The sequence below is a fragment of the Rhizobium sp. BR 362 genome (assembly GCF_036528765.1).
Lineage (GTDB): Bacteria > Pseudomonadota > Alphaproteobacteria > Rhizobiales > Rhizobiaceae > Rhizobium.
This window is the reverse complement of record NZ_JARWGH010000006.1, coordinates 80388-98421: the sequence shown is the minus strand read 5'-3', so window position 1 is coordinate 98421 and position 18034 is coordinate 80388. Positions and strand designations below refer to the sequence as shown.

Here is an 18034-nt window from a genome sequence, read left to right as displayed (position 1 = left end):
GAAAGCATGGGCAAGGTAACAGGCTTCTTGGAAATCGACCGGCAGGTTGGCAAGTATCAGCCGGCGTCGGATCGCATCCGGCATTTCCGCGAATTCACGATCCCCATGTCGGACCAGGAAGTACAGAAACAGGCCGCGCGCTGCATGGACTGTGGCATTCCCTATTGCCATGGCCCGACCGGCTGCCCGGTTCACAACCAGATTCCGGACTGGAACGACCTCGTCTACAACAACAATTGGGAAGAGGCGATCCGCAACCTGCATTCGACCAATAACTTCCCGGAATTCACCGGCCGCGTCTGCCCCGCGCCTTGCGAGGAAGCCTGCACGCTGAACCTCGAGGATGCGCCGGTTGCGATCAAGACGGTCGAGCAGGCGATTGCCGATAAGGCCTATGAGCTCGGCTTCATCCGTCCGGAGCCGGCAACCGTCCATACGGGCAAGAAGGTCGCCGTGATCGGCTCCGGCCCTGCCGGCATGGCGGCGGCTCAGCAGCTTGGCCGCGCCGGTCATGACGTCGATGTCTATGAGCGCGAGACGAAGCCCGGCGGGCTGCTGCGCTATGGTATTCCGGACTTCAAGATGGAGAAGAATTTCATCGACCGCCGCGTCGAGCAGATGAAGGGCGAAGGCGTCACCTTCCATTGCGGCGTCAATGTCGGCGTGGACGTCAAGGTCGAGGAGCTTCTGGCTGACTATGACGCGGTTCTTTACTGCGGCGGCTCGGAAACCCCGCGCGAAGCCGGCATTCCGGGCACGACGCTTGCCGGCGTCCACGACGCCATGCCCTATCTCGTGCAGCAGAACCGCCGCATCGGCCGCGAAAACATCGACAGCATCGGCTGGCCGTCCGACCCGATCCTCGCCGGCGGCAAGCATGTCGTGGTCGTCGGCGGCGGCGATACGGCGTCCGACTGCGTCGGCACCGCTTTCCGTCAGGGCGCGGTCAAGGTGACCCAGCTCGACATCCGCCCGCAGCCGCCGGAAAAGGAAGACAAGCTCGCCGTCTGGCCGTTCTGGGCGACAAAGATGCGTACCTCTTCCTCGCAGGCCGAGGGCGCCGTGCGCGAATTCCAGGTGGCAACGCTGGAATTCATCGGCGAAGACGGCGTGCTGACCGGTGTGAAGTGCTGCGAAGTGGACGAGCGCCGCAAGCCGATTGCCGGAACGGAATTCGTCATCCGCGCCGATCTCGCCTTCATCGCCATCGGCTTCCGCGGCCCGTTTATCGACAGCGTGCTTAAGGAGCTCGACGGCAAGCTGACGCTCAACACCGACAAGCGCGGCTCGACCAATGTCGTCGCCGACGACAAGAGCTACAAGACGTCCGTCGACAAGCTCTGGACCGCCGGCGACGTCCGCCGCGGCCAGTCCCTGGTCGTCTGGGCCATCCGCGAAGGCCGCCAGGCTGCCCGCGCGATCGACGAGGCCCTGATGGGTTCGACGGTGCTGCCGCGGTAAAAGCTTGGGCATTATCGAAGGTCAAGAAAGGCTCTGCTTTGGCGGAGCCTTTTCGTTTAGCGGTTCGTTACGGCGGGAAGCAGGAAGCGCCGGAGAAGCGTATCTCCGACGGCGGGTTGCAGCATCGGATTGTCATATAATCCTGCCAACACGACAGCCGTTATGTCCAAGCTCGGAATGACATAGAGCCTTTGTCCTCCCCAACCGATGGCTGCAGTCCAGCTAATCTCCTGCCGGTCGATCAGCGAGCGTCCGAGCCACCATTGGAACCCGTAGAAATATAAGCTTTCTCCCTGGATTTGCGGTGACGTGGCCAGGTCGATCCAGGCTGAGGAAAGAATCCTTGCGTTGTTCCAGTCGCCCTTGTTCAACACAAGTTGACCGATCTTGGCGACGTCGCGGGGCCGCATACGCAAGCCGGATGTGACGTTGGATGTTCCGTCAGGGTAGCGAACCCATTCCACGTCATCGATGTCAAGAGGATTGAAGAGGTATTCTTTGGCGAGCTGATCCGACGGCCGGCCCGATACCCTATGCAGAATGGCGCCGAGCAGGGCGGTCAATCCGCCGTTGTAGTTGTAGACAACGCCCGCCGGCCAGGCGATTGGCTGTTCCAGAACGTAGCGGTACAGGTCAGCAGCTTCCATCATCCGGCGCTCGCTGTTGGCTGGATTGCTATACGGAAGTTCCTCGCTCCAGGCAAAACCAGCGGACATTGTGAGCAGGTGGCGAAGCGTTATCCTATCTTTTTCCGGTGTGCGGAGATCACTGTGATCAGGAAAGAAGGAGAAAACCGGCGTGTCCAGGTCGGTGATCCAGCCGTTTTCAAGCGCGATGCCAACCAGGAGGGCGGTAATGCTTTTGGTGATTGAGCGAAGATCGTGTCTGAGGCCTGCATGATAGGCAACGCGGCCAAGCGGGGCAGCCCATGCCCGGTCCTCCCCCGCGAAATATCGCTCGTAGACCAGTTTGCCATGACGCGCTATCGCGACGGCATGAGCATTTGCCGCCGTCCATGCCTCGAAGTGTGGGCCGATGCCTCGCAATCTGTCCGCGTCAAAACCATGGTCCTCCGGAGTAGATAACGCCCATCCGTCCGCTGTTGCTTCCGGCAGGCCAAGGTCTGCGTGCGATTCCAGCATGCGAATTGCCCTTGTTATGTTGTACCCGATGATGATCAGGGAGTAGTTGCAGCAGTCGGCAGCCGATAGTCGTCGACGCGTCCGGTCGGCGCGGGGGCCATTTGGCCTTTCTTGACCAGAAGGTCGCGGGGTGACTCGGTGACGGACGTGCGGGCGGGACCGCCGCCGAGGAGCTGTGCGCCACCGTCGAGATTGGGATCGGAGAGGCTGACCGGTTGCGTGCGGGTGATCTTTTCCAACTCCGCCGGCGGCAGGTTGACCTGTTCGGCCGGCAGTTGATTGCCGGTATCGAGGCGCGTGATATCCGGGCTCGCCTGGTCGCCGAGCAGTCGGCGGGTCGGTTTTTCGACGTAGAAGGCGACTTTGCGCTTGCCCGCTGCCGTCAGGTTGATGCCGTCTGAGGTTCTGAGCCGCACCTGCTGACCGTTAATGTCCGAGCCGGTGACGATGAATTCGCCGTTCTGGTCGGTGAAGCCGTCCCAGATGTCGATGAACTCGCCGCCGATGCTTTCGACCTGGCTTTGGTAGAGCTGATTGAGCTTCACCGCATCGGCCGTCATCTGGTCCGAGCCGAAGGGTGGCAGGCCGACCCAGAGCAGGGGAATATGCCGGCTCGTCACCAGTTTGCCGAACTGCTGAACGCGCTCCTCGTAGGCGAGGAACCACGGGTCGGTGCCGAATTTTTCATTGAGCCCGTCGCCCGTCATCTGCTGACGATCGTTGGCGCCGATCATGACGACGACCATGGCCGGTTTCAATTGGTCCATCATGGTGGGCAGTTGTTGTGGCCAGTTGTAATAATCCTGGCGCACGAGGCCGGAGGCGACGGTGCTGCGCGTCTGTACGACGACGCCGGGCGAGGTGGAAAAGGCAGCTCCCAGCCCGTCGCCGAGGCCGCCCGCCAGGAAATCGCCGACGACGAGGATCGTCTTGGCATCGGGCAGTTTGCGGATTTCCGGCGGCGCCTCCGGCTGCTGAACCACGACTTGGCGCGGCGGCGGAGCGATCCGTTTGCGCGGTGGCCGAAACGTGCGTCTCGGCGCGGGCTGCTGCTCCGGAATGTCAGGCTCGTAACGGCCGAACAGCATCTGGAGCAATGTCCTGCGCGGCCGCTCCTGCGCTTCGGCCGCCGTCAGCAGGCAGGTAAACGCGAAGCAGGCTGCAAGAAGCGCCGTGAGGATCGCTTTTGCAGCAGTCATGATCGCGCGGGCAGGTCGGTTTTTCATCGGGCTCTTTTCCGCTCGCTGCCCCATGGTCGCATGAAGGCGGTGCCGCCGTCCAGCGAATCCAAGGCTCATCTGCGGCGGCCTATTTGCGCAGCGCGTTCAAAAGGTTCATCGACGGCTCGCCGTCGGCGCTCATGCCGAAATGCTGCTGAACGGCGGTAATGGCCGCTTTGGAACCGGAGCCCAAATTGCCGTCGACGACGCCGTCATAATAGCCGAGCTCCTTCAGCCGCGTCTGCAGCTCGAATTTCTGTTTTACGTCCAGCGTGCCGCTGGGGCGAGGCCAAGATTGCTGCATGCCGCCATAGCCGGCGATCTGATCGGCGAGCAGGCCGACGGCGAGCGCGTAGCTGTCAGAGGCATTGTAGCGCTTGATGGTGGAGAAGTTGCCGGCCATGAGGAAGCCGGGACCGTCAGCTCCGCCCGGCATCTTCAGTTGGGCGCGATCGGAGGTCAGGCGGAAGCCCTTGCCATTCGGGCGCACGAAACCCATGGCAGCCCATTGCGCGATCGTATGGGTCTTGCCCACCTGCGCCGCGCCGCCCGGCGGTACGGTCACTTCGTAGCCCCAGGTGCGGCCGGTGCTCCAGCCGTTCTTTGCCAGCAGATTGGCGGTGGTTGCCAACGCGTCGGGAACGGAGTTCCAGATGTCGGCATGGCCGTTGCCATCGGCGTCGACCGCATAGAGCAGGTAGCTGGTCGGGATGAACTGCGTATGGCCCATGGCGCCCGCCCAGGAGCCATTGAGCTCGTCGCGCGGCACATCGCCGCTCTGCAGGATCTTCAGCGCTGCTATCAATTGCTTTTTGGCATAGCCGGAACGCTTCGGATCGGCATAGGCGAGGGTCGCCAAAGCGCGCGGCACGTAGTGCAGCTTTTCGTCCTTGGCGAGTACGGCCCCGTAATTCGATTCCATCGACCAGATCGCCAGGATGATATTGCGATCCACACCGAAATGCTGTTCAAGGGAGCGGAGTGTAGAACCGTATTTGGCCGCCATCTTCCGGCCAATATCGACGGTATAGGGATTGACGCGGGAATCCAGATAATCCCAGATCTGGGATTTGAATTCCGGTTGGTACTGAGCTTTTTCGAGGACCGTGGGGTCTGGGTCCGTTACGCCGGCAAATGCTTTGCGATAGGTTGACTGCGTGATGCCGCTTTTGGCTGCGGTATCGTAGAAGCCCGCGATCCATTTCTGGAACCCAGGGTCCGCATTGGCGTTAATGGGAGTTAGTCCCGCAAAGGCACCGAGCGCGAGCGCCAAAGCGAGACCACGAAGGGAGTGTTTGCGGTTTAGGGTCATCAACAGCCGTGTCCATCGATAGTTGGATTTCGGGTGCGGCGATGCCCATGGCATTCGCCCAGGCGTGACACTACAGGAACGAAGTCAACAAATTCTTTACCATGGATGCCGGGGTCAGTCATCATTTGCAAAACAGTAGCAAATTTATACTACTGACCCTTTGAACAGCTTTCGCGCAAAAGCGACGTAATTCCCCAGGAGGTATGAGTGGGACAGCATAAAAAGGTGCGTAAGGCAGTATTTCCGGTCGCCGGACTAGGGACGCGGTTCTTGCCGGCGACCAAGGCGGTGCCGAAAGAGATGCTGACGGTCGTCGACAAGCCGGTCATCCAGTACGTTGTCGACGAGGCGATGGAAGCGGGCATCGAGCATTTCGTGTTCGTGACCGGCCGCAGCAAGCATGTCATCGAGGACTATTTCGACATTCAGTTCGAACTCGAGCACACGTTGCGTCAGCGTAACAAGAATGCTGAGCTGTCGCTGCTGAACGGCCTGCTGCCAAAGGCGGGTACGGCCAGCTTCACGCGCCAGCAGGAGCCGCTCGGCCTCGGTCATGCGGTCTGGTGCGCCCGCGAGATCGTCGGCGACGAACCCTTCGCGCTGCTGCTGCCCGACATGGTCATGCGTGCCGAAAAGGGCTGCATGAAGGGCATGATCGAGCTTTACGAGCATAGCGGTGGCAATGTCATCGCCGTCGAGGAATGCGCTCCCGATCAGACTCACAAATACGGCATCGTCGGCGTCGGCGAGACCATCGGCAGCGGCTTCCGCATCACCGAAATGGTGGAAAAGCCGGCCAAGGGCACGGCTCCGTCGAACTTCTTCATCAATGGCCGCTACATCCTGCAGCCGGAGATCTTCCACATCCTGGAGAGCCAGGAGCGCGGCGCGGGCAATGAGATTCAGTTGACGGACGGTATGCTGAAGCTTGCCCAGCAGCAGGATTTCGCCGGCTATCACTTCCGCGGCCAGACCTTCGACTGTGGCGCCAAGGATGGCTTCATCCTCGCCAACGTCGCCTTCGCACTCGCCCGTGCGGACATCCGTCCGACTATCGAGGATGGGTTCAAAGCGCTGGTCGAGGCGCTGAAGTCGTAGAAAGATCAAAAGCTTCTTCTCCCCGCGATGCGGGGAGAAGGTGGGGCGGAGACATTGAACGGAGTGAAATGCCGACGCCTCGGATGAGGGGCCTTCTTCCGTCGTTGCTGCGACTGCCAAGTGCCGACTATATTGATGTTGCAACGGTGGAAAGCAGGTGACTCCACAGATGCCGCGCTTTCGTGCCTAGCCCCTCACCCTAACCAGGTTACCTTTTCACCGTCAAACCGACGCCCGCCTGAAACTGCCTGGTATCATCGCCCGTCTTTCGTGATGTCAGTTGGTAGCCGACATTGCTTGTCAGATCGAGATAGCGATTGATGCCCCAGGTGAGGCCGAGTGCGGCATCATATTCGGTTTCGTCAGAGATGGTGCTGCCGGAAGGATAGTCGCGCCAGATCGTGCCGCCCGTCACCTTGGCGGTGAGATCGTCGCGCAGTTCCTGGCTCAACGTGCTCGTCAACTGATAGGCGGTATAGCCGCTTTCGCCCGCCGTCGTGGAGGGTTGGACCGTTGTCGAAAGGCCGATGCTGACATCGGTGCCGCGCTGCGGCGACCAGGCGAGATTGCCATCCACAGTCGGAGAATCGATCGAAGCGAGGCGCGAATCGTCGAATTCCGTGTGCTGATAGCCGAAGCCCAGCTCGCCCTTCATCTTGTCGCCGAGGTCGAACTCGACGCCCGCCTTGCCGCCATAGCTTTGGTTCGAGCGGGCATAGCCATTGCTGTCATGCGACTCGTCGTAGAAGGTGCGGCCGAGATCGGCTTCCAGGAAGGGTATGAGGACAGGCGAAAGCTCGTAGCCGATGCGCCCGCGCCAGGTGCCGGCCGTCTGGTTGCGGTCGCTGAGCGTCACCTGCGTTCCGTCCGAAAGGGTGGCGTCGGAATAGACGGTGCGGGTCAGCGCCAGGGCTGTCGTGCCGCGCAGCAGGCCGAAATCGCGCTCCAGCGATCCGCCGGCGTTGAATTGGTTGACGGCCGATTGTTTCGAGGCGCCGGCAATGGCGTTGGGGTCGCTGGTGTCTTCGCGGAAGAACTGATAACCGGCGGTAATATGCGCCGTGGTATCGGCGGGAAGATCGAGGCGCAGATCGGCATTGATATTGACATCCGGCTGTTCGGCGCCGCTGCCGCTCAGGTTCTTTTGCCAGACGCCTTCGCCGGTGACGGTCAGGGCATGGCGGTCCCAATCCGACGTCAGCGTGCTGCGCAGATCGGTCTGCAGAAAGCTGCGGTCGTCATTGGTCGAGCCGGTGCGGTTGCGCTCGACGTTGATGGACTGGTTGACGGAAGGTCGCAGGGTGAAGGTGCCGAGCGGAATACCCTGCACATCCTCACGATCCGGATATTGTCGGGCCTTCAGATCATCGACACTGGTCTCGCGCAGATTGACGCGGCGCAAGTCGTCATCCAGCGTGGAACCCGTCGTCATCGGATCGATGCCGCCGAGCCGGAGGCGAGTGCTGGATGACGTATCCGTTGCCGTTGTCTTGGATTTCGAGGATGTGGTGGCTGTCGTATCCGAACCGGGCAGATCCAAACCGTCCGTGTCGGTCGATGTTACCGCCAGATCCGCGCTGGAGCTCTCGCTGGTCCTCAGCGATTGCGCCTGAACCGGCATCGGCATGGCGAGTGCAGCCCAGCCCAGCAGAGCGGATGCCGCGCATGCCGTCAGCCGGAGGGAGCCACCACCCGCCTTGTTCTTGCCGATGTTCATTTGATCTATGTCTGACCTTACTCGAAATGCTTTAAATCCTTACTCAAGCGTAAAGGCCCATGGTTAACGCTTCCTTGCCAGCCGACTACAAGGACTCATAGTGACGGAGTTGCTCCGGTCAGGGGACAAGCCGTCTCGCGCTGAACAAAATCGATCTCGGGTGGACAGAAATAAAGAAAAGCGTTAGGCCTCGCTCATGAATAAGAGAGCTGTAAGACTCATCGAGAACGGTGCGATCGAATCCGCAATGCGAACGATCGAGACCGAGAGACTGGGCATGGAGGCGCTGGAACGCGCCCTGACCAATGGTCTGGCCGAGCCCTTCAGCCGCGCGGTGGAGATCATTGGCGACATCAGCGGTCGAGTCGTCATCACCGGTGTCGGCAAGAGCGGCCATATCGGCAACAAGCTCGCCGCAAGTCTGGCTTCCACTGGAACACCGGCTTTCTTTGTGCATCCGGTCGAGGCCAATCACGGCGATCTCGGCATGATCACGCAGGACGACGTCATCATCGCGATGTCCTGGGGCGGCGAAAGCGCGGAGCTGCGCGGCATCATCAGCTATTCCCGCCGGTTTTCGATCCCGATGATTGCCATCACCGCCGGCGAGACCTCTACGCTCGCGCGCGAGTCGGACGTGGTTCTTCTGCTGCCCAAGGAGCAGGAAGCTTGCCCGCATGGGCTGGCGCCGACGACATCGACATTGCTGCAGCTTGCCATAGGCGATGCGCTTACCGTGGCGCTCCTGGAAGCGCGGGGCTTCACGGCCGAGGATTTCCGCACCTTCCATCCCGGCGGCAAGCTGGGCGCCAGCCTCTCGCATGTCGCCGATATCATGCACAAGGGCGACCGCGTGCCTCTGGTCGGCCTCGGCACCGGCATGCCGGAAGCGGCGATGACGCTGTCGAAAATGCGTTTCGGCTGCGTCGGGGTGATCGATGACAACGGCTGCCTGTGCGGCATCGTCACCGATGGCGATATTGCCCGCAATCTCGGCAGCAGCCTTGCGGAAATGCGGGTGGACGAGGTGATGACGCGCAATCCGAAGACGGTGAAGGAAACGACACTGGCGACCGGCGCAATGGCAGTGCTGAACCGCCACAACATCTCGGCGCTGATCGTCGTCGACGATGCGCGGCGGCCCGTCGGCATCGTCCATTTCCACGATCTGTTGCGGATCGGCGTTGCCTGATCAGGCCATTTCGACGGTCAGATCACGCCCATTGCTGGCGACTACCTTGACGCGGGTTCCTGCCGGCAGGTCCGGCCCCATCACCGTCCAATAGGTATCGTCCAGACGGATCCGACCGCGGCCTTCCGTGATCGGCTCATTGAGCGTTGCCGTACGGCCGACCAAGCTTGCGCCGCGTTGGTTGAGGAAGGGCTCGTCCGTTATCTGGCTGTCGCTATAGACATAGCGGCGGCCGAGCAAGGCGACGATGACGGCGAACGCCGCGAAGATCAGCAGTTGCACCTGCCAGATCCAGAAGGCGCTATCCCAAAATGCCAGGGAGAGCGCGCCGACGATGACGGCGGCAAGGCCGATCCAGACCAGGAAGAAACCGGGCGCGATGAGTTCGGCAGCCAGAAGTATGAACCCGGCTACCCACCAGCTCCATGGCCCAAGCTCGCCAATGAGATTGTCGAGCATGCTCAGCTCTCCCGCGGCGACAGCGGATTGACGGAGGGGGTCGAGCGCGTTGCCCCCGCACGCGGACGCGACGATTGCGAAGACATATTGCCGTCATTGCCGTCGCCGAAGACCTCGCGGGCGATAGCGCCGATACCACCGAGCGAACCGATGAGCGAAGCGGCTTCCATGGGCATCAGCACGATCTTGGAATTGCCGGCTGTGCCGATGGATGCGAGCGCCTCCGTATATTTCTGCGCAACGAAATAATTGATGGCGTGGATGTCGCCAGCAGCGATCGCTTCCGAAACCATACGTGTCGCCTTGGCTTCCGCTTCGGCGAGGCGTTCTCGCGCCTCCGCATTGCGGAACGCTGCCTCGCGCTGACCTTCCGCCTGCAGCACCGCAGCCTGTTTGGAGCCTTCGGCTCGCAGGATCTGCGCGTTGCGCAGGCCTTCCGCCTCAAGCACCTGGGCGCGTTTTTCACGCTCTGCCTTCATCTGCCGCGCCATCGCGTCGACCAGATCTTTTGGCGGCTGTATGTCCTTGATCTCCACACGGGTGACCTTGATGCCCCAGGGGTGTACCGCATCGTCGACGACGCGCAGCAGCCGATCGTTGATGGCGTCACGATTGGAAAGCAGCTCATCCAGGTCCATCGAGCCCATGACGGAGCGGATATTGGTCATGGTCAGATTCTGAATGGCATTTTCGAGATTGGTGACCTGGTAAGCGGCCTGCGCGGCGTTTAGCACCTGATAGAAGGCGACGGCGTCCGCAGCGATGCTCGCATTGTCCTTCGTGATGACCTCTTGGGTCGGAACGACCAGCACCTGCTCCATGACATTCATGCGAGCGCCGACGGAGTCAATAAAGGGCACGATCAGATTGAGGCCCGGCTCGAGTGTGCGCGTGTAGCGTCCAAAGCGCTGGATCGTATAGCGGTATCCCTGTGGCACGGTCTTGATGCCGGCAAACAGCACTAGAATGACTAAAATTACAAAAGCGACCACGACGATGCTGAAACCACCGACGACCATAAAATCCTCCATCGACGCTCCCGCACGATGCAGGGTTTGCGTCACTTCGAAACACTGCCGCGATCCCTGCGCATTCGGGGGAAAAAGCGACGCAGCAGATCAATCAGAGTGGTGGGTTAGCATGTTCTCGGCAAGGGCGGAATGGGCCGCGCCATCCAACCTTTCGCCCTGCTTTGCAGCGCGAAAACGCGCGTTGCCGGAGCGCAAGGACGGTTCCGGCGCTCCGCTCAATCTCGCTCGAAGCCCTTGCACCTAGCCGTTCATGTTCATACCTTAAGGGAAGGAAAAATATCCGGTTTCTGCCGCCGTGCGGCCCTTTGAGCCATGGCATGGCGCAACACCAGGGTGAGATGATGAATATCGACAGGACTTTGCGGTCAATCGTGGCCGTGCACGCTTCAATTCCGGAAGATGCCTTTACGGCCGGGGCATTGGGAATCCGGCGGGAAGGCAGCGGTGTGGTCATCAGGGACAACGGGCTGGTACTCACCATCGGCTATCTGATCACCGAAGCGGAAGAGGTCTGGCTGACGACCAATGAAGGCCATGTGGTCCCCGCTCATGCGCTTGCCTATGATCAGGAGACCGGTTTCGGTCTGGTCCAGGCGTTGGGTTCGCTTGGCGTGCCCGCACTGGAATTCGGCAATGCTGCGAGGGCTGCGATTGGTGATCCTGTGGTGATTGCCGATGGAATCGGCCAATTCGTTCGGGCAAACATCGTGGCCAAGCAGGAATTCGCCGGTTATTGGGAATATCTGCTGGAGGAGGCGATCTTCGTCGCGCCCGCCCATCCTTCATGGGGAGGCGCCGCGCTCCTCGACGCCCACGGCAAGCTTTTGGGCATCGGCTCGCTTCACCTGCAGATGGCCTCGCAAAACCAAGAGACTGCGGATATCAACATGGTCGTGCCGATCGATTTGTTGCCGCCTATTCTCGATGATCTGCTCAACCGAGGCCAGGTCAACAAGCCGCCGCGACCTTGGCTCGGCGCTTTCTCTGCCGAAAGCAACGGCGAGGTCGTGGTCATGAGCGTGGCGGAAGGAGGTCCGGCCGCTCAGGCGGGTCTGCAGCGAGGCGACGTCATCTCCGAGATCCGCGATGGCGAAGTCGATAGCCTGGCCGATTTCTATCGAAAAGTATGGGAAAGCGGCCCCGCCGGCTCGGAAATCCCCATGAGGATATTACGCAACGGCCGCGAAGCATGGCTGCGCGTGAAGTCGGCCGATCGCAGCAGTTTCCTCAGGAAGCCGCAACTGCAGTAGGGCACTGCAGTCGCGGCGACCGGAACATCCGGCGCCTCAATAGAATGCGCGGCGTCAAGCCCAGCCCAGCAATTCCCTTCTGACCACCTTCTCCAACACCCACATGCCGTCCTCGCTGTCGTTGAGGCACGGAATGTGCGTGAACTTCTCGCCGCCATTATGGAGGAAGGATTCGGCTGCCTGTTCGGCAATTTCCTCGAGCGTTTCCAGGCAGTCCGAGACGAAGCCGGGGTTGAGGACAGCGATGCGTTTGGTGCCTTCCTTGGCAAGGCGCTCCACCGTCGTGTCGGTATAGGGTTGCAGCCATTCCTCCGGTCCGAAGCGGGACTGGAAGGTGAGCATGAACCGGTCTTCGGATAGTCCGAGCTTTTCACGCAGCAACCGGCTGGTCTCGACGCATTGATGATAATAGGGATCGCCCTTCTCGGAATAGGAAAGCGGGATGCCATGGAAGGAGGCCAGGATCTTCTCCGGCTGCCAGTCGAGCGTGGCGAGGTGCCGGGTGACGGAGTTCGCGAGCGCCTCGATATAGGTCGGATCGGCGTGATAGTCCGGAACGGTGCGCAACGCCGGCTGCCAGCGCATGGCCATCAGCTTTTCGAAAGCCTTGTCATTCACGGTGGCGGTGGTGGCGGCTGCATATTGCGGATAGAGCGGAAACAGCAGGATGCGGTCGCAACCCTGATCCTTCAGCACCTGGATGCGCTCGCCGATCGATGGCTTGCCGTAGCGCATGGCCCAATCGACGATCACGTCCGGCAGGTCCATCAGCCGCGTGGCCATTAAATCCGATTGGTTTCGCGTGTAGGTGCGCAGGAAACTTTCGTTCTTTTCCTTGTTCCAGATCGTCTCATAGGCCTTGCCGACTTTGCCCGGGCGGGTGTTGAGGACAATGCCGAACAGGATCGGATACCATTTCCATGGCGACCACTCGATAACGCGCTTGTCGGTCAGGAATTCGCGCAGATAGCGTCGCATCGACGTGTAGTCGGTACCGTCAGGCGTGCCGAGATTGACGAGAAGGACGCCGATCTTGCCAGATTTTTGCTGCGATTGGCCGGCCGGGACTTCTGCGATCATCAATGGTGGTCCTCTCAACGAAACAGAGCACCTCACATAGGAACAAAAACCGGCCCGGGAAAGCCCGGACCGGCTGACTTTTTCGAAACTATCGTCGTTACTTGGCCGGAATGTTCAATTCGCGGCCGACGGTGAGATGGCGCGGCTTGAGATTGCGGTTGGCGGCCACCAGTTTGCGCCATTCGCCGGCGTCGCCGTAGTAGGTCTTTGCGAGATCCCAGAGCGTGTCGCCGGCAGCGATGACGTGGGTGGCCGGCGTTTTCGGCGGCTCGCCCGCCTGAGGCGCCGGAGCGGTGGTCTCCGGTGCCATGTTTGTGGCGGCAGGAGCCGTTTCCGTCGGCGTGGGGGTCGTTGTTGCCGGAGCAGCCGTTGCCGGCGCCGTGGTCTCAGGCGTCGACGTTGCGGGCGCGGTCGTAGTGGTCTCAGGCGTCGTCGTGGCCGGAGCGGTGGCAGCAGGGGCCGTTGTTGCGGGTGCGGTGTTCGTCGCCGGTGGGGTCGCGGCGGGCGCTGTCGTCTGAGACGTCGAGGTGTCTGGGGTCGTGGTGGTGCTGGGTGTTGAAGCAGCAGGCGCGGTCGTGGTGGGCGCAGGCGTCGTCGTGGCTGGAGCAGCGGTGGCAGCAGGAGCCGTCGTTGTTTGAGCGGTGGTCGCCGGTGGGGTTGCGGCGGGCGCGGTCGTCTGAGACGTGGACGTGTCTGGGGTCGTGGTGGTGGGTGTTGAAGCAGCAGGCGCGGTCGCGGTGGGCGCGGTCGTCGTCGTGGCCGGAGCAGCGGCGGCAGGGGCCGTCGTTGTTTGAGCGGTGGTCGCCGGTGGGGTTGCGGCGGGCGCGGTCGTCTGAGACGTGGACGTGTCTGGGGTCGTGGTGGTGGGTGTTGAAGCAGCAGGCGCGGTCGTGGTGGGCGCGGGCGTCGTTGTGGCCGGAGCGGTGGCGGCAGGAGCCGTTGCGGAGGGCGCTGCGCCTGTGTCGGCCGCAGCCGGGGCGGGCTTCTGATCCGATGATGCTGCCTGTTGCGTTTCCGCCGGCTTGGCTGCCTCCGGTTGGGCAGTGGCTGCGGTCCCGCCGACCTGTGTCACGCGGCCATCGGTATAGGGCTTGTAGGGCTTGTGCGTTGCCAGGTAATCGGCGACGACGCCTTCCAGCTCGGGGCCGAAGTCATAGGCATTCTTGCCGTTTTTGGCAAAAACGACGTAACCGTCTCCGCCGGCGCGCATATAATTGTTGCTGACAACGCCATAGGTCTTGTTGGGATCGAGCGGCACGAACTCCGTGCCTTCCTGCACCGTGATGGAGACGATACGGTCGCCGGGCGGCTTTGATTTGTCGAAGGTGTATTTGAGACCGGCGACCTGCGGAAAACGGCCGGCGCCATCGTCGATCTGGCTGAGACCGTTCTCCAGTGCCGCCTTCAGGTCGGCACCCGTCAACTGGAAGGTGGCGATCGTATTCTGAAACGGCAGGACGGTCAGCACGTCACCCATGGTGACGTCACCGGCGCCGATCGAAGCGCGCAAACCGCCGCCGTTCTGGATGGCAATCGTGATGCCCTGGTTTTTCGTGCGGTCGAGCATGGCATCGGCGACGAGATTGCCCATGGAGCATTCCTGAACGCGGCAAATCTCGCGTGCGCCCTCGATCGGCGCTTGCGAAGCGCCAATGACCTTATGGCGCAGTTCGTCGATCGGCGTGGCCATTTCCTGGATACGGGCGGCAATGGCAGGATCCGGTTTGATCGAAGAATCGAGTAGGATCGGATCGCCCTTGGCTTCCTTGACGACGCCGTTGTCATCGAAGGTGATGACGATGTCGCCGAGATATTTGCTGTAGGAGGCAGCCTGGACGACCGGGACCTTATAGCCCGCGGGGTTGTCGACCATGGTCGGATAAGGGCCGGCCGCTTTCGGATCGGTATTCGACAGCAGCGTATGCGAATGGCCGCCGACGACGACATCGACGCCGGCGATCCTGGCGATCTGGGCAACGTCGCGCGGATAGCCGACATGGGTGAGCGCAATGATCTTGTTGACGCCCTGCGCCTTCAGCGCATCCACTTCGGCGCTGATGGCGGCGGCATCGTCGGTGATCTTGACATGCGGGCCAGGCGAGGAGAGCTCCGGCGTCTCGGCCGTGACCGCGCCGACGATACCGATTTTCTGACCGCCGATGTCGAGCACGATCGATTTCTTGATGCGGTCGCCGATTTTCGATTGGTCGTCCACGACCAGATTGGCGGTGACGACGGGGAATTGCGCCTTGTCGAGGAAGGCGGCGAGCGGGCCTTCGCCATCATCGAATTCGTGGTTGCCCACGGTCATGGCGTCGAGCTTCATATCGTTGAGAAATTCGATCTCGGCAGCCCCCTTGTAGGTCGTGTAGAAGAGCGAGCCCTGGAAATTGTCGCCGGCATCGAGCAGTAGGACATTTTGGCCGGCAAGGGCGGCGCGACGCTGGTCGATCGCGGTCTTTAACCGCGCTGCCCCGCCAAAGCATTCATTCTTGCTTTCTTCGGCGGCAGAGCAGGTGGCATCGAACTTGTTGATCGGTTCGACGCGCGAATGGAAATCGTTGAAATGCAGAATGTTGAGCTGGTAATCCGCGAAAGCGGTGCTGGCGCTGAGCGCCAAGGCCGCGGCGGCCAAAAGACCCATACCGAAGGGCTTCGTCATCTCTTTCTCCTGTTGCTCACCATATCCGGCCCGCCCATGTCCCGCAGCGGTACCCCGCGTTGAATTTTTTCATCGCGGCGGAAAGAGCGCAAGCAAAAGCTGTTGGGTTTATTAGGATTTTGCAAATCTGTGGAAAGAAATCACCGCATCAGGCGCAGGCCGGGATAGAGGCCTGGCCGACGGGAATTCCGCATGGCTGCGAATGAAATTCCGGCAGATGCCAAAGCAGCCGCCAGGATGACAAGCGGCGGTGAAACGGAGATAGAGCGCCAGCCTGCGGACGGTATTGATCCGTCCGCAGGATCTTTTTCAGCCTCTATCGGCGATTGAGAGAAAACTGCTTCCCGGCATCCGAGGTGCAGTTGAGTTGAGAAGGGCTGATCAGGGCGCAATTGATCTTGGATTGTGTCTTGCGCACCAGCGACGTCATGTTGATTTCGATCAGATTGGCGGAAACCATGCTGTAGGTGCCGGAGGCCAGAACCGAATTGCTGTCGGTGGTGTGCGTGGTGAAGGTGCCGGCCTGGAAGGTCGAAATGAGACCGTTCGCATCGCTCCAGTTGCCTTCTACTCCGGTCTGCGGTTGCACGCTGGCGCGCATGGCAGGCGGGGGCCTCGATCCGCCGAAATCGACACAGGCCGACAAGGCGGCTGCGGCGGCGATAAGGGCAATGCTGGTTTTGATCTTCATAAATATCTCCCGCGATTGAAGGCGGACTAATGTCATGTCGGTTGCGGGAAACATGGCGCGGCCATTTGTTGAAAGCAAGGCTCCAGAACCCGTCACATTGATTTATCCAATGAGCGTAACAAAAATGCCCGCACGACTTGTGCGGGCATTCGAATTTCCGACTGTTTCCGATGATCTGTCGATCAGCGAATCAGGATGTTCTTGAACTGCCAGGGATCCTTGGTGTCGATATCTTCCGGGAAGAGGCCCGGACGGCCGGCAAGCGGCGTCCAGTCGGTGTAGTGGCCTTCAACCGGGCCGAGATACGGCAACTGTACTTCGAGGCAGCGCTTGTAGTCGATCTCGTCAGCTTCGACGATGCCGGCGGTCGGATTTTCCAAGGCCCAGACCATGCCGGCGAGCACGGCGGAGGTCACCTGCAGGCCGGTTGCGTTCTGGTATGGAGCGATGCGGCGGGTCTCTTCGAGCGACAGGCGCGAACCGTACCAATAGGCGTTCTTGTCGTGGCCATAGAGCAGCACGCCGAGTTCGTCGATGCCGTCCTCAAGCTCGTCCTCGTCCAGAACGTGATGAACCGGCTGCGCCGTGCCGCCGTTGCCGAACATTTCGTGCAGCGAAAGCACGGCATCGTTGGCCGGATGATAGGCGTAGTGGCAGGTCGGACGGAAGGTGACGTCGCCATCCTTGTCGCGCACGGTGAAATAGTCGGCGATCGAGATCGACTCGTTGTGCGTGACGAGGAAGCCGTACTGAGGACCCGGCGTCGGGCACCAGGTGCGGACGCGGGTGTTGGCGCCCGGCTGCTCCAGATAGATGGCGGCCTGGCAGCCCTTCTTGTGCTTTTTGGCGTTCTTCGGCATCCACTGCTCATGCGTGCCCCAGCCGAGTTCGGCCGGCTGCATGCCTTCGGAGATGAAGCCTTCGACGGACCAGGTGTTCCAGAAGACGTTCAGCGGCTTCGGATGCTTGGTGCGCTGAGTGTCGCGCTCGGCAATATGGATGCCCTTGACGCCGACCTTCTTCATCAGCTTGGCCCAACCTTCGCGGTCATGCTGATCCGGCTCGTCGAACTTGACGCCGATATCATTGGCGAGATTGACGAGCGCCTGCTTGACGAACCAAGACACCATGCCCGGATTTGCGCCGCAGGTGGACACCGCCGTGGCGCCGCCGGAGTTCTTGGCCTTTTCCTTGCGCACGGTCTCGCGCAGCGCATAGTTGGTGCGATCGGCATTCTTCATGTTCTTGTCGAAATAGAAGCCGAGCCAGGGCTCGACGACCGTATCGATATAGAGCACGTCATGCTTGCGGCAGAACTTGATGAGATCGAGCGACGAGGTATCGACGGAAAGGTTGACGCAGAAGCCTTGGCCGCCGCCTTCCGTCAAAAGCGGCATCAAGAGCTCCTTGTAATTGCTCTTGGTGACATATTCCTGGATATGGCGGACGCCGTGCTTTTCGAGGATCGCCAAGTGCTCGGCGTCCATTTGCGGGTCGATGACGACCATCCGGCTTTTGTCGAATTTGAAATGGCGCTCGATCAGGGGCAAGGTGCCGCGGCCGATGGAGCCAAAGCCGATCATCACGATCGGACCGGTAATTTCGGCATATACCGGATAGTTCTGTTCCGTCATTCTTTTCTCCTTCGAAAGGCAGGACGCCGTTCGGTCTCTGAAATTCAATCAGTGTTTGCGCGAAAATGCGAAGTGAAGGGCTCTA

At 60.9% G+C, this 18034-nt stretch carries 14 protein-coding genes and 1 pseudogene; 5 read left to right on the top strand and 10 right to left on the bottom strand.

From position 1 onward, the window contains the following. Positions 1 to 6: 6 nt before the first annotated feature. Entirely contained in the window at positions 7 to 1461 is a 1455-nt protein-coding gene (locus tag QDY28_RS10965) for a glutamate synthase subunit beta (RefSeq protein ID WP_331381704.1), read from the top strand. Positions 1462 to 1517: 56 nt separating this feature from the next. On the opposite strand, the gene QDY28_RS10960 is transcribed toward QDY28_RS10965, so the two are convergent. From QDY28_RS10960 to QDY28_RS10950, 3 genes are all read right to left on the bottom strand, one after another. Then, positions 1518 to 2603: a serine hydrolase domain-containing protein gene (locus tag QDY28_RS10960; RefSeq protein WP_331381703.1), complete on the bottom strand. Its 1086-nt coding sequence runs from the start codon at positions 2601 to 2603 to the stop codon at positions 1518 to 1520. A gap of 35 nt (positions 2604 to 2638) precedes the next feature. Continuing rightward, positions 2639 to 3829, bottom strand: a complete 1191-nt coding sequence (locus tag QDY28_RS10955; protein ID WP_331381702.1) for an SGNH/GDSL hydrolase family protein — start codon at positions 3827 to 3829, stop codon at positions 2639 to 2641. Positions 3830 to 3911: 82 nt separating this feature from the next. Then, positions 3912 to 5135 (bottom strand): lytic murein transglycosylase, encoded by a 1224-nt coding sequence (locus QDY28_RS10950; protein WP_331381701.1) that lies wholly within the window; start codon positions 5133 to 5135, stop codon positions 3912 to 3914. Between the two features lie 207 nt (positions 5136 to 5342). Here QDY28_RS10950 and galU point away from each other — a divergent pair, with 207 nt between their 5' ends. Continuing rightward, positions 5343 to 6233 carry a UTP--glucose-1-phosphate uridylyltransferase GalU gene (gene galU / locus QDY28_RS10945; RefSeq protein ID WP_331381700.1) on the top strand — a complete coding sequence of 297 codons (891 nt, stop codon included), beginning with the start codon at positions 5343 to 5345 and terminating at the stop codon, positions 6231 to 6233. Positions 6234 to 6441: 208 nt separating this feature from the next. Here the strand turns inward: galU and QDY28_RS10940 are convergent, their stop codons facing one another. Continuing rightward, on the bottom strand, positions 6442 to 7950 hold the full coding sequence (locus QDY28_RS10940; protein WP_331381699.1) for an outer membrane beta-barrel protein: 1509 nt from the start codon (positions 7948 to 7950) through the stop codon (positions 6442 to 6444). Between the two features lie 196 nt (positions 7951 to 8146). Between QDY28_RS10940 and QDY28_RS10935 the strand changes: the two genes are divergently transcribed. Continuing rightward, positions 8147 to 9142, top strand: a complete 996-nt coding sequence (locus QDY28_RS10935) for a KpsF/GutQ family sugar-phosphate isomerase (RefSeq protein WP_331381698.1) — start codon at positions 8147 to 8149, stop codon at positions 9140 to 9142. On the opposite strand, the gene QDY28_RS10930 is transcribed toward QDY28_RS10935, so the two are convergent. Beyond that, positions 9143 to 9601: an NfeD family protein gene (locus QDY28_RS10930; RefSeq protein ID WP_331381697.1), complete on the bottom strand. Its 459-nt coding sequence runs from the start codon at positions 9599 to 9601 to the stop codon at positions 9143 to 9145. 2 nt (positions 9602 to 9603) lie between these two features. Continuing rightward, positions 9604 to 10620: an SPFH domain-containing protein gene (locus tag QDY28_RS10925; protein WP_331381940.1), complete on the bottom strand. Its 1017-nt coding sequence runs from the start codon at positions 10618 to 10620 to the stop codon at positions 9604 to 9606. A gap of 353 nt (positions 10621 to 10973) precedes the next feature. On the opposite strand from QDY28_RS10925, the gene QDY28_RS10920 reads away from it, so the two are divergent. Further along, on the top strand, positions 10974 to 11882 hold the full coding sequence (locus QDY28_RS10920; RefSeq protein WP_331381939.1) for a S1C family serine protease: 909 nt from the start codon (positions 10974 to 10976) through the stop codon (positions 11880 to 11882). A gap of 54 nt (positions 11883 to 11936) precedes the next feature. On the opposite strand, the gene hemH is transcribed toward QDY28_RS10920, so the two are convergent. Both hemH and QDY28_RS10910 read right to left on the bottom strand, forming a co-directional pair. After that, the gene (gene hemH, locus QDY28_RS10915; protein WP_331381696.1) at positions 11937 to 12962 is read right to left on the bottom strand and encodes a ferrochelatase; all 1026 of its coding nucleotides are present in this window, start codon (positions 12960 to 12962) and stop codon (positions 11937 to 11939) included. Positions 12963 to 13806: 844 nt separating this feature from the next. Further along, a pseudogene (locus QDY28_RS10910) lies at positions 13807 to 15624 on the bottom strand (bifunctional metallophosphatase/5'-nucleotidase); the annotation flags it as partial. 192 nt (positions 15625 to 15816) lie between these two features. Between QDY28_RS10910 and QDY28_RS10905 the strand changes: the two are divergent. Continuing rightward, entirely contained in the window at positions 15817 to 15954 is a 138-nt protein-coding gene (locus QDY28_RS10905) for a hypothetical protein (RefSeq protein WP_331381694.1), read from the top strand. On the opposite strand, the gene omp10 is transcribed toward QDY28_RS10905, so the two are convergent. Together omp10 and QDY28_RS10895 are read right to left on the bottom strand one after the other, a co-directional pair. Next, complete coding sequence (gene omp10 / locus QDY28_RS10900) at positions 15941 to 16315, bottom strand: outer membrane lipoprotein Omp10 (RefSeq protein WP_331381693.1); 375 nt, start codon at positions 16313 to 16315, stop codon at positions 15941 to 15943. The genes QDY28_RS10905 and omp10 overlap by 14 nt on opposite strands. Before the next feature lie 182 nt (positions 16316 to 16497). Next, complete coding sequence (locus tag QDY28_RS10895; RefSeq protein ID WP_331381692.1) at positions 16498 to 17949, bottom strand: homospermidine synthase; 1452 nt, start codon at positions 17947 to 17949, stop codon at positions 16498 to 16500. Between the last annotated feature and the right edge of the window lie 85 nt (positions 17950 to 18034).